Raw genomic sequence first — 12198 nt, forward strand, 5'->3', positions numbered from 1 at the left:
TTTTTAAAATATCTAACGCCTTGCTCACCGGAAAATTGCGAGCGCAGCGAGTAATTTTTCCGCGTGCAGCAAATTGTTAGCCGCGCACGCGCCGGTAGTACATGGAGACTGCGCAGTTACTAAGCGGCTTCGCCGAAACCAACTCAAGCTGCCGTGTGTTAGGCAGCCCGCTCTGGTACAGGGTCGGACCGTGGCCAGCTATCCTTGGGTGAATAAGAAACTTGTACTCATCAATCAGGTCCAGCCGATCCAGCTCAGTTGCAAGCTTGCCGCTACCGACGAGCACACCAGCCGGGGTTGCGTCCTTGAGCTTTTGCACGCCCGAACGCAGATCGCCAGCGATGTGGTGGCTGTTGGTCCATCGAAAGTCCGTTCGCGTCCTCGAAGCGACGTACTTCGGCTTGACCTCCAGCTTTACCGCCCACTCGTGCACTGCCGGCGGTGCCTCCACATCCCTGCGGGCAACTGCTGGCCAGTAGCTCTCCATCATCTCATAGGTGACACGGCCCCACAGCATCGCCCCGCACTCGTCCATTAGACCGGTGAAGAAGGCATGCGTCTCGTCGTCGGCAATTCCCTCCTGGTGGTCAACACAACCGTCCAGAGTGATGTTGAGGCTGAAGGTCAAAAGTCCCATGTAAATCTACTCCGGCTTGGGCGACCCTAGATAGTCGCTTGGCTATGAGTCACTCGCAGTGGCTAACGCCTCAAGCAGAGGCGCCCGCTGTCTGCGCGTCCTTCTGACTTGACTTGTTACATTCCGAACTCTCGTCAATAAAGGACTTTTTAAAGCCTTGATACAAGCTCTCCCTATTATTTCGGAGAGGATTACCATCCTCTTGCTTATAATGTTTAAGCAATCTATCGATCCGTTTCTCTATGTTTTTAAGATATACGCCTTGTTGCGCAGTTTGAGCTGAAAGCCTTTCCCATGCTTCTTTCTGATCGAAAAATACCTTGCATTCAACTTCTCTCTCTCCTAAATAGAATCTCTGCTCTTCACCCGAACCATATATCCGAAACGGGGTGATGCCGCCGTGGTCCACCCACGCTCTATCTAGACAATACTGTGACATAATTTCACGGACTTTTTCAGTATACAGAAATCTATAGATGGCCCACCATACAACGGAATCACGAATGACCAGTAAGACAGGGGCAATGACGTAGGTTAAGAACCCCATTGCAAATATCTTGAAAATTGATGACCATGCCAGTTCTATTTCCATACTCTTACCGAATGTAACGCCCGCCATAAACGGCTCGAGGAACGAGCGTCCGGCAACCGTAGGGAGCGAATTTAATGGCTTGGTTAGGCAGTTTCACCAAAACCGCCCCTCCATAACTGCAAGATGGCGTTGCAATTCGTGCATGAAGCTCGGTCTATTATTCAGGACCCACTGCTGTCCTTCTTCACTCAAATACCACTTTCCGTCGTCAGTGTGGAGAACAAACTGATCTATATCCACAAGCTCTGGGTTCAGGTGGGCTTCGGTTTCATCAGACAGCGATACAGAAAAGATAGAGCCAACTGTCGTTCTAGATCCCAGTGTTGAACTCTGCTCAAGAACTCCAGCATTCATAAGTGACGATACAGCTGGTTGCTCAATAGGCAGCTTAATAGTGCGCGCACTAGCGAGAAAGAATTCTCGTAAAACCGCTTTCTCTGATACGTCTAATCCGTTCAGGTGTTCTCGGATATGTTGTTTTAGCCATCGGCCAGCGTAATATGCTCTAACACGACGATGTACCCAGATTCCTAACTCAATTAGCAGTATCGATGAGCTAATTAGGAGACCTAAGCCAAAATACTGCCCGAAGTCTTCTCTAATCTGTAGTAAAGCAACCTTCTCAAGTGCTGGTTCAGGCAGCAACAAGACAATGGCGCAAACCACCGCGACCGATCCGATAAACTTGGTCGGGATTTTTGCCAAATCAACGATTTTTGACAGCCACTCCATAATACAAAAACCTGCCTAACGCCCGCAGCACGTGCGGCTTTGTAATGGAGGCGCAGCCGCAATGAAAAAGCCGTCACTGTGCCTGCGATTGTTATGCATTATTTTCCTGGACCTTTCTTCTTGTTAACCTTTCTCGCTATGGCTTTCAACTTTTTAGCTTTTGGCTCATAGATTTCTTCTAAAATGTGCTGAGTTAACTCGTAAGCATCCATTACATCATCCATAGTAACTTCTGCATTTCCATGACTGCCCGCATTCCCAAGCCACTTGATCGCCAATATCATATCTTTGAATGGTGTGTACTTTGCTGGAAGGAGACCAATTCGTTGGTGCAGGTTTATGAAGCGCCTTTTCCCGTTAGCCGTACTGAATCGTTTTATTTTCAGCTCAGTAAGTAGTTCTTCGATCGCGGCACGGACATTGTTCGCAGCAGAATTTGGGCTAGAGTAGAATAATTTGAAAGATTCGTTCAGCAAACCTGACACCGTCTCTGGGCAGCCTTCAGGGACCTTGAATACACGCAAATGTGGTTCAAAATATTTCGGAATAAAGAAGTCAGAATACACTTGATCCGGCTCTCCATTCACATCCTCAACAATGTCCCAGTCGACAGAACCAGTTCCTGTACTAACGACAACTTCCTTGCACTTTTCGTTGGCACAAACAAGGATGCAAGTATAAACATACTCGATCCACTCAGGCTCCCATGCTTCATGAGAATGCGCTTCTCTAGAACATCTTCGCTCTTCAACATGGAAGGTATTCTCCTTGAGCCTTAAGATACCCTTGTTGCAAGTAGGGCAGCTCCAATCTGGCGTATTATTCCTGCTGAAAGGCAGCTTATATAATTTTCTGTCCAACATTAACTCCAGTGGTGACTAAGTGCATAACGCCGCCAACACGCGCGGCTTTGCAGTGAAGGCGAAGCCGCAACGAAAAAGCCGTCGCCGTGCCTGGCCTGGTTAGCGCAATTCCCGGTTACACCTACCGGTCCAAAAGCAACTTCGTTAATGGGTAGTATGCTCGATAGAATCCCTGAGCCATTTCCAGATTCTGCGAAAGCCATCGCCTTCGTCTCACTTCAGGAACATCATGTTTTCCCTTGAGCCAAGTGAAAACACCAGACAGAACAAAGCTATATTGGTCGATCATTCTGTCTACCATGGTAAGCTGTGGCGATGGTCGGCCAAGCTTTTGAATGGCTTTATCTTCAATATCATAAAGTAGCGCTTCCAGCCGCTTTAGCTTTTTATCAGGCAACCTAAGGTCTTTTGTTAAGGAATTAATCACCTCTAAATAGATTGAATCAAGTTCTACCCATATTTTCTCCGCTTTCGAGATGAACGAGTCATCATCTTCTTCCACAGCAAATGACTCGGGCAACTCTTCGAGTGACGATTTGCCATGAAACTGGAAGCGCATCCAGTGTGCCGCTTTAGGCCAATTTACTTGTTCCTTGAGTGCATCAGTTGCAGCGTGGTTATCTTCAAGCCAAGAAACGTGGGCAATAGCGTTATTGTCTCGATCGTCTTTCAAGCTGCGATACACATGAACTGTTGCCCTTAAAGGGGTGCGACGCCCGCCTTCTTTCTCTTGAAGCTGATCCGCAATATGATTAAGCGTGGCCCAAAAGTGAGCTGGTCGCCAAGGTCCTTTCCACAAAACTCGTATATTCTTTAGCCACACCTTAGCCTGAGGAGGGACACAGGGGGTAGTTGCGGAAATAAGCTCGTAGTGATTTCTGGCAATCACGTTCTCCGAAAGGCCCGCAAGCTGAAACGCATGAAGCGAATAAAATTCAGCTATTTCCGTCTTCAACAGTGAAGGCAAGTCATCTGTTCGAGGAACCGTTATCGTTATCTTCTCCTGCTCAAGCTCTGCAAGTCCAGATGGGGCTACATCCCCTATAAGTTTGTCGACAGCGCGGGCAAAAAATTGTGGGGTATTGCCGACAAGCTCCACAGCCACGATAAAAACGGGGAGTGGAATCGCCGCCCATCTGCGCAAGTGATCAAGGTCAATTCGTCTCTTAACAATGGCGTCATTTGGGGAAGTTTCGACGTCGGTTTCATGCCCCTTAATTTGAAGCAAACCGATTCTCGGGCCACTGCCGATATCATCTTGCCCGATGTAACCCTCAAGCTCGACGAGCAAATCCTCACCTCGATCATGCTCATACTTAGAACAGAAGAGCTCAGCATCAAGCAAGACATCCCGGACTTTTGTTTCTGCTCGCTCCCCAGTGAGTTGCGAGCGATTACCACCTTTCCTATCGCTCAAGGCATCCTCTCAGAATTGAAAATCTATGGCCGCATAAAGCGCTAACGCTTTGCTCACCGGAAAATTAGGAGCGCAGCGAGTAATTTTTCCGCGTGCAGCAACTTGTTAAATTTATCTTCTATTTGCAAGCGCTGAGAAAAATAATAATAGCCAAAGCATTAACGATAGCTTAATTGACCCAAACCATGTAGCCGTAGGATTGAGAATCCAAGAGACGTTACCAGCAACAAAAAACGCCCAAAAAACCATCGCTAGTACTGTGAACGCTAGCAACTTAACATCATTTACGAAGGTAAATCTGACGACAACTGAAGCAATCAAGCTTGCGATGACCTTTGACAGTTTCCAAAATGGAGCAAAAGCGATAACACCAAAAACTGCACAAATCGTTGATAGATTATTCTCATCGATAATAAAATCGATTGCCAATTTAGACTCTGCCAAGTTAATGCTTGGATTTAATAGCCCACCATCAATCGCCAAAGAGATGTAAAAGGCCATGTACATAGCTAAATAAGAAAAGCCATAAAAATATACTTTCCCGACCAGCACTTCTAGCCGCGCACGATTCTGTGCTCTCCATTCTTCCAAATTTTCCGGTTCGGGTTCCGGAGCTGGCTGATCGGAAACATCTGGCACAGTCACTGGTTTGACGCCAAAAAAACGCTGAAAATGTGGTGTTAGAACATTGGCGGTCATGCTTAACACTACTGCAACAACCCCACCCAAAATTGCCTCAAACACTGACAAACTCTCCCTTTCTTAATATGTAAATTTAACAGTGATTGGACGGCACGTCCTAATATTGGATGAACACGCTTGCGCGTTCAATAATCTTATCTAACGCGCCGCCTTTAGCCTAACCTATTGATTTAAAATCCATTAAGAATAGCTCGGCTGCCTATGCAGAATTCGCAAGCGCGCTGCATTTGCCGGTTTCAATCATCCTTTTGCTGTTGAACAAACCACTCCAGCCCCTCGTAGGGACGTTCCCTGAGGGCCGCCAGGCGGCTGTTGAGATCGCCTGAGTGGATCTCCAGCTTGTGCCCATCCGGGTCGAGGAAGTAGAGGGAGTCCCCTTCGCTGCGGTTGTGCTTCCAGATGGTGGCGTTGCTGGCACGGATGGCGTCTGCCACGTCGTTGAAGGCTTGGCTTGGTACTGAAAAGGCGAGATGGGTGTAGTCAGGGTGGGGGCTGTCTCGCGTCTCGGCATCCAGCGAGAGGCAGATCCAGTCGCCGCCGGCTTGCAGGTAGGCGCCTCGCTGCCATTTCGCCAGGGGGATGAGGCCTAGCACCTCGGTGTAGAAGGCGAATGCACGCTCAAGGTCGCTGACGGCCAAGGTGACGTGGTTGATGCCGGTGATCACTCGCTTCTCCCCCCACATACTTAGCGTTTTGCCACGCTACCGCCCCAAGACTACTTTTTGTGTTATGCAAAAGTCCCGTGCGTATAGTGCTGTTCTGGCTAACCGTCTCAGTGAGCATAGGGTTTCATACTAGGGGGATATTTCCTGCCAGCAAAGCGGATTAGGCACCGCTTATCGTCGCAGTTCAGGCTTTTGTGGAGGGTTATGGTGTTAGCGGCTTGCGAGGGGTAAGTGATGGCTTACTGGCAACACAACGGGCAGCCTAGGCTGCCCGTTGTCGGTACTGTTTGGTTGCTGGCTACACGATCAGAAGAACAGTCGCCGTAGCGCTTCACCGGGCTCCTCTTCACGCATGAAGGCTTCGCCGACCAGGAAGCCATAGACATCGTGCTCAAGCATGCGCAGCACGTCGCCACGGGTATTGATCCCCGATTCGGTGACCACTGTCACCCCGGGGGGGATTCGCGGCAAGAGTTCGAATGTCGTCTCTAGGCGCGTCTCGAACGTGTGCAGATCGCGGTTGTTGATGCCCACCAGTGACAGGTCGAGGGCGAGCGCACGCTCGAGCTCGAGGGCGTCATGCACCTCGACCAGCACGTCCATGCCCAGTCCTTCGGCCTGCTGATAGAGATCGCGCATCTTGGCATCGTCCAGCGCAGCGGCGATCAGCAGGATGCAGTCTGCGCCAATGGCACGCGCCTCGCTGACCTGGTAGCCATGGGTGATGAAATCCTTGCGGATCACCGGCAAATCGCAGGCATCGCGGGCCTCGATCAGGAAATCCTCATGTCCCTGAAAAAAATCGGCATCGGTGAGTACCGAAAGACAAGCCGCACCGCCGTCGGCATACTGCCTGGCAATCTCACCGGGCTGGAAATCCTCCCTTATCAAACCTCGTGAGGGAGAGGCCTTCTTGATCTCGGCGATCAATGCCGGATCGCCGACTTCCATCCGCCGGTTAAGTGCGGCGATGAAACCACGCGGTGCGCTCTGGCGTTCAGCCAGTATAAGCAGATCAGCCTCGGGTACGGCAGTTTTCCGCTCGGCGACTTCCTCATCCTTGCGGGCCAGAATGCGAGTCAGGATGGTAGGGGGTGCGTCCTGCGTCGGGCTCATGGTGATATCTCGGTACGGGCGGCACTGGCCGCGAATAAAGCCGGTAAGCGGCCCATCTTACCTATCACCCGCGCGTCATTGAAAGAGAGACTGCTCAAGTTTGCTGCCTATGCCCTCTTCGACGCCCTGGCATCGTCAGAGGCATGCTGGCGGTAACAGGCAGGCACGTGCCAGAATCCGTCGATGGATAACACACCACCATTTCATGAGCCTTTTACCAGCGCCTGGCCATGGGCCACGCCGCTGAGGGGCGCCTGCCTGGTCGCGACGCGCTTCGACCCTAAGCTGGTCGGCGAAATGACAGATGCCGGTGATGTCTCCGGCTCCAGCCATGAAGGCATCGATCTACCTCCCCGCCTGCACGGCGCGATCGCCAAGCGGCGTGCGGAGTTCATTGCGGGACGCCTATGCGCAAGACATGCGTTACGGTTGCTCGACGGCAGGGATGCCACCCCTGACATGAACGACGACCGCTCTCCCCGCTGGCCCAGTGACTGTGTGGGCGCCATCACCCATAAAGATGGCTGGGCCGCTGCGCTGGTCGCCCACCGCGAGGCCTATCAGGGGATTGGGCTCGACGCCGAGCGGCTGCTGGATACCGCGTCAGCCAGGCGACTCGCGACAAGAGTTCTCACCCCCGGGGAAGCCAAGCGATTGGCACGATTACCCGTCTCCGATACGGGTTTGGTGGTCACCTCGACCTTCTCTCTAAAGGAGAGCCTGTTCAAGGCGCTCTACCCACTCGTAGGTCGAATGTTCCACTTCCAGGCTGCCGAGCTGGTGACCTGGCAAGGTATCGGTACGGTTCGCCTGCGCTTGCTCACTGACCTAGGGCGCGGCTGGTCGGCCGGCCGGGAAGTCGCCGGCGAGGTCTGCCTTCATAACGGCCGCATAATTAGCCTGGTCGCGCTACCCCGCTGCGAGCAGTGATATCGATCGAGCGGCATGATCTCTACCAGCGGGTGCTCGAGCGTGAATTCAGCCAATGAGCAGCGGATGCAGCTGAGCTACGAACGCACCGAGGATGAAGCGTATCGCCTGCACCGCCCCCACTGGCACCCCAGGTTCTGACCCGAACATCGCCTGGTTATGAACGATAAGGGGCGCCTGATGGCGCCCCTTATCGTTTTCAGGATGTAGCTGGCACATTCACACCGCAACGCCACATAAGGAAAACGCCGTTCAGGCGCGAGTCCCTCAATGGCAGCTGAACGTTAGGAAATCAGCACGCGGGTGAAGTCCGCCAGCTCCTTCATCTTCTCCAATGGCAGCTTGGAGGCCTGGGCATCCTCGGCCATCAAAACACCCTCCTTCAGCGTGTCGGCGACACCGGCTACGTAGAGGGCAGCACCCGCATTGAGGGAGACGATATCGGCCGCGGCGCCTTTGCCATTGAGGGCCTCGCGCACCAGGCGCAGGCTATCCTCTGCGGTCACCACCTTGAGTGGCGCCAGCGCCTGGCGCTCGATGCCGAAGTCTTCCGGGGAGATGGTGTACTCATGGATCTCGCCCTCCCTGAGTTCGGCTACCTGCGTCGGTGCTGCGAGGGATATTTCGTCGAGGCCGTCCTCGGCGTGGACCACCATCACATGGCGGCTGCCGAGGCGCTTGAGCACCTCGGCCATCAGCCGAACCAGCCCGGCATCGTAGACGCCCAGCACCTGGTTGACGACACCGGCGGGATTGGTCAACGGCCCGAGGATATTGAACAGCGTACGCACGCCCATCTCACGACGCGGCCCGATAGCATGACGCATCGCCTGGTGGTGCATGGGGGCGAACATGAAGCCGACCCCCACCTGATCGATGCAGCGCGCCACCTGCCTGGCGTCGAGATCGATCTTGATCCCCGCCGCCGCGAACAGGTCGGCACTGCCCGAGGAGGAGGAGACGCTGCGATTACCGTGCTTGGCGACATGCGCCCCACCCGCCGCAGCGACGAAGCTCGACGCCGTCGAAACGTTGAAGAGATTGGCGCCATCGCCACCGGTGCCGACGATATCGACGAGATTCTCGCCCTGCACCTTGACCGGCGTCATCAGCTCACGCATCACCTGGGCGGCGGCGCTGATCTCCTCGGCGCTCTCGCCCTTCATGGCAAGACCGATCAGGAAGCCGCCGATCTGCGAGTCGGTGGCCTCGCCAGTCATGATGATGCGCATCACCGCGTGGGTCTGGTCGAACGTCAGGCTCCGGCCGCGCATCACGGCGTCGATGGCCTCTCGCATCTGCATGGGCAGCCTCCGTCAGGCGCGGCGAGTGAGAAAGTTGGCCAGCAGCTCATGCCCCTGGCGCGTCAATATCGATTCAGGGTGGAACTGAACCCCCTCGATATCCAGTGTTTTATGGCGCAGGCCCATGATCAGCCCAGGGGTGACATCGTCGTCATCGACCCAGGCGGTCACTTCCAGGCACTCGGGCAGCGTCTCGGCGGCTACCACCAGCGAGTGATAGCGCGTTACCTCGAGGGGGTCGCCGAGACCGGCAAAGACGCCCTCTCCACGATGGCGCACCCGGGAAGTCTTGCCATGCATCACCTGGGGCGCGCGGACGACCTCGCCACCATAGACCTGGCCGATAGCCTGATGGCCAAGGCAGATACCGAGAATCGGCAGCTTGCCGGCGAAATGGCGAATCACCGGCATCGAGATGCCCGCCTCGTTGGGCGTGCAGGGTCCCGGCGAGATGACGATATGGCTGGGTGCCATGGCCTCGATCTCATCGAGGGTGATGGCATCGTTGCGGTAGGTCCCCACCTTGGCACCCAACTCGGCCAGGTACTGCACCACGTTATAGGTGAAGCTGTCGTAGTTATCGATCATCAGCACGGACATGGATAGGTCTCCGGCTTGCACCCGGACGGGCCAGGCGCAGAAGTAGGTTCAAGCCAACGCCGTCACGCAGGCGATAGCTTCACTCGAGGTTGTCGAGGCCGCGTTCGGCCATGGCCACGGCACGAAACAGCGCCCGTCCCTTGTTGAGTGTCTCCTGCCACTCAAGCTCCGGCACAGAGTCAGCGACGATGCCGGCACCGGCCTGAACATGCAGTTCGCCATTCTTGATCACTGCGGTGCGGATGGCGATGGCGGTATCCATGTTGCCGTGCCAGGAGAGATAGCCCACGGCACCGGAATAGATGCCCCGCTTGACCGGCTCGAGTTCGTCGATGATCTCCATGGCGCGGATCTTAGGGGCGCCAGAGAGCGTACCGGCAGGAAAGGTGGCACGCAGCACGTCCATCGCCTTGAGCCCCGGTTTCAACCGCCCGGTGACGTTGGAGACGATGTGCATGACGTGGGAGTAGCGCTCGACCACCATCTGGTCGGTCACCTTGACCGAGCCGGTCTCGCAGATGCGCCCAACGTCGTTGCGGCCCAGGTCGATCAGCATGAGGTGTTCGGCGACCTCCTTGGGGTCGGCCAGTAGATCGGCTTCCAACGCCCGATCCTCCTCCTCGTTGTGGCCACGCACCCGGGTACCGGCGATCGGACGCACCGTGACCTCGCCCTCCTCGAGCCGCGTGAGGATCTCCGGCGATGAACCGACCACATGATGATCGTCGAGATTGAAGAAGAACATGTAGGGAGAGGGATTGAGGCTGCGCAGCGCACGGTAGAGGTCGAGCGGTGGCGCCTGGTAGGGGATGGACATGCGCTGCGAGGGCACGCACTGCATCACGTCCCCGGAAAGCACGTACTCCTTGATCTTCTCCACCGCCGCCTTGAAGCCCTGCTCGGTGAAACCGGAAGTGAAGTGCCCCTCCTCCACCGCACTACGTCCGGTCCCCGGGCTTACGGTATTGACCGTGGCACTACGCAGCTGCAGCTCGAGCCGCTCTAGGCGCGCTCGCGCGCGCTCGTAAGCCTCCTCTTCATGTGGCTCGGCATGGGTCCACAGCGTCAACCTGCCGGAAAGGTTGTCGAACACCACCAGGTCGTCGCACAGCATCAGCAGGATATCCGGCACATCCAGAGGATCGGGCTTGGCCGCCACATCGGGAGTGCACAGACGCGGCTCGACATAGCGAATGGTGTCGTAACCGAAATAGCCGACCAGGCCACCGTCGAAGCGAGGTTGATCGTCGAGACGCGGCACCTTGAAGCGCTCCTGAAAGCGCTCGATCCAAGTCAGCGGATCCTCGGCCTCGGCGATGCCGATCTGCTCGCCATCGACGATATGGCGAATCTCGAAGCCGCGCACTTCGATGCGCTCGCGGCACGGCAGGCCGATGATCGAGTAGCGGCCCCACTTCTCGCCGCCCTGCACGGACTCGAGCAGAAAGGTCCAAGGCTGGTTGGCCAGCTTGAGATAGGTGGAGAGCGGAGTGTCGAGGTCGGCCAGCACCTCGCGGGTCACGGGTATACGGTTGTAGCCGGCACGCGCCAGCTCCAAGAAGCGCTCGGAAGTCATCATGCCGCGCAGTTCCTCACAGTGGAATCGTCGATCTCTCGCCTCATCACGAGGCAGCTCAAGTCACAGGGGAGATCACCATCGCCAGCGCTTGACGTCGCGCATCAGCGCGACGGCGCTCGATACGGTCACCTGAAAGGGCAAGAGACGACAGAGGGTCAGCGTCATTCCGACAGTCCGTAGCAGAGAGTTCAGGATGCGTTATAACCAACTTTTATAACAAAAGCTTATGCTAAAAACGCCAAGCATAACGCAAGCCTTGTCACCCTAAACGAGTTCGGCAAGCGATTCAACCATGGCATCGGGGCACGCGTCGCTGACCGGCTCGCCGTGATTGTAGCCGTAAGGAACGGCCAGCGTGCGAAACCCGGCACGCTTGCCCGCTGTGATGTCGTGGCGCGAATCACCCACCATCAGGCAGCGCCGGGGAGCCATGCCAAAATGGCTGGCCACATGCAGCAGCGGTGCAGGATCGGGTTTCTTGAACGACAGCGAGTCGCCCCCCAGGCACAGGGTAAAATAATGTGCGATGGCGAAGCTCTCGAGAATCGGGGCGATGAAGGTATGGGGCTTGTTGGTCACAAGCGCCATGGGGAGCCCACGTTTGGCAAGCGCCTCGAGCGCATCGCGCACCCCGGGATAGAGACGCGTTCTAGTGCTGGGGGCCTGCCCATAGTGGAACAGAAACCCTTGATGCGCCTGCTCCAAGACATCCTTGCCCAAGTCACTGGCAACCAGGTCGTCACTATCGGAGCGCCGAAAGGCATCGGACAGCGCACGCTCGATGAGCACCCGCGAGCCGTTGCCGACCCAGTCACGTACCTTGCGCTCGCCGGCGGGGAGCAGCCCCTGCGCCAGCAACACGGCATCCACCGCGGCCGCCAGGTCAGGCACCGAATCGACCAGGGTGCCATCAAGATCGAAGGTCACCAGGTCGATATCGTGCAGCACGCTATGCATCGGGAAAGCTCCTTGTATTGGTTGGCGACGGCCGCGTGAGGCGGTCAACTTATCCGCAATGCGCTAGGCAAGCTGATTTGCCCATAGGCATCAAAGCACAACAC

General features: G+C 55.6%; 13 protein-coding genes. 1 reads left to right on the forward strand and 12 read right to left on the reverse strand.

Translation table 11 applies throughout. The features are described 5' to 3' along the window. Window positions 1-76 precede the first annotated feature (76 nt). The 8 genes from HJD22_RS06390 to trpC all read right to left on the reverse strand — a co-directional run bounded on the left by HJD22_RS06390 (window position 77) and on the right by trpC (window position 6724). Window positions 77-637, reverse strand: a complete 561-nt coding sequence (locus tag HJD22_RS06390; RefSeq protein WP_208655106.1) for a dihydrofolate reductase family protein — start codon at window positions 635-637, stop codon at window positions 77-79. A gap of 70 nt (window positions 638-707) precedes the next feature. Next, window positions 708-1256: a hypothetical protein gene (locus tag HJD22_RS06395; RefSeq protein ID WP_208655105.1), complete on the reverse strand. Its 549-nt coding sequence runs from the start codon at window positions 1254-1256 to the stop codon at window positions 708-710. Between the two features lie 66 nt (window positions 1257-1322). Next, the gene (locus HJD22_RS06400; protein WP_208655104.1) at window positions 1323-1961 is read right to left on the reverse strand and encodes a super-infection exclusion protein B; all 639 of its coding nucleotides are present in this window, start codon (window positions 1959-1961) and stop codon (window positions 1323-1325) included. A gap of 98 nt (window positions 1962-2059) precedes the next feature. After that, complete coding sequence (locus HJD22_RS06405) at window positions 2060-2824, reverse strand: DUF4145 domain-containing protein (protein WP_208655103.1); 765 nt, start codon at window positions 2822-2824, stop codon at window positions 2060-2062. Between the two features lie 121 nt (window positions 2825-2945). Beyond that, a complete protein-coding gene (locus tag HJD22_RS06410) occupies window positions 2946-4241 on the reverse strand; it encodes a DUF4365 domain-containing protein (RefSeq protein WP_208655102.1) in 1296 nt (431 codons plus the stop codon). A 111-nt stretch (window positions 4242-4352) separates the two neighbouring features. Next, window positions 4353-4985, reverse strand: a complete 633-nt coding sequence (locus HJD22_RS06415; protein ID WP_208655101.1) for a hypothetical protein — start codon at window positions 4983-4985, stop codon at window positions 4353-4355. Window positions 4986-5179: 194 nt separating this feature from the next. Then, window positions 5180-5608, reverse strand: a complete 429-nt coding sequence (locus HJD22_RS06420) for a fosfomycin resistance glutathione transferase (RefSeq protein WP_208655100.1) — start codon at window positions 5606-5608, stop codon at window positions 5180-5182. 306 nt (window positions 5609-5914) lie between these two features. Then, window positions 5915-6724, reverse strand: coding sequence for an indole-3-glycerol phosphate synthase TrpC (gene trpC / locus HJD22_RS06425; RefSeq protein ID WP_208655099.1), 810 nt, complete (start codon window positions 6722-6724; stop codon window positions 5915-5917). Between the two features lie 183 nt (window positions 6725-6907). Here trpC and HJD22_RS06430 point away from each other — a divergent pair, with 183 nt between their 5' ends. Beyond that, complete coding sequence (locus HJD22_RS06430) at window positions 6908-7654, forward strand: 4'-phosphopantetheinyl transferase (RefSeq protein ID WP_208655098.1); 747 nt, start codon at window positions 6908-6910, stop codon at window positions 7652-7654. Between the two features lie 284 nt (window positions 7655-7938). Here HJD22_RS06430 and trpD read toward each other — a convergent pair whose 3' ends face one another. From trpD to HJD22_RS06450, 4 genes are all read right to left on the reverse strand, one after another. Next, complete coding sequence (trpD, locus tag HJD22_RS06435; RefSeq protein ID WP_208655097.1) at window positions 7939-8958, reverse strand: anthranilate phosphoribosyltransferase; 1020 nt, start codon at window positions 8956-8958, stop codon at window positions 7939-7941. A 12-nt stretch (window positions 8959-8970) separates the two neighbouring features. Next, complete coding sequence (locus tag HJD22_RS06440; RefSeq protein WP_208655096.1) at window positions 8971-9558, reverse strand: aminodeoxychorismate/anthranilate synthase component II; 588 nt, start codon at window positions 9556-9558, stop codon at window positions 8971-8973. A 79-nt stretch (window positions 9559-9637) separates the two neighbouring features. Beyond that, a complete protein-coding gene (trpE, locus tag HJD22_RS06445) occupies window positions 9638-11134 on the reverse strand; it encodes an anthranilate synthase component I (protein ID WP_208656831.1) in 1497 nt (498 codons plus the stop codon). Between the two features lie 267 nt (window positions 11135-11401). Next, on the reverse strand, window positions 11402-12094 hold the full coding sequence (locus HJD22_RS06450; RefSeq protein ID WP_208655095.1) for a phosphoglycolate phosphatase: 693 nt from the start codon (window positions 12092-12094) through the stop codon (window positions 11402-11404). Window positions 12095-12198: the final 104 nt, after the last annotated feature.

The organism is Halomonas sp. TA22, assembly GCF_013009075.1.
GTDB lineage: Bacteria > Pseudomonadota > Gammaproteobacteria > Pseudomonadales > Halomonadaceae > TA22.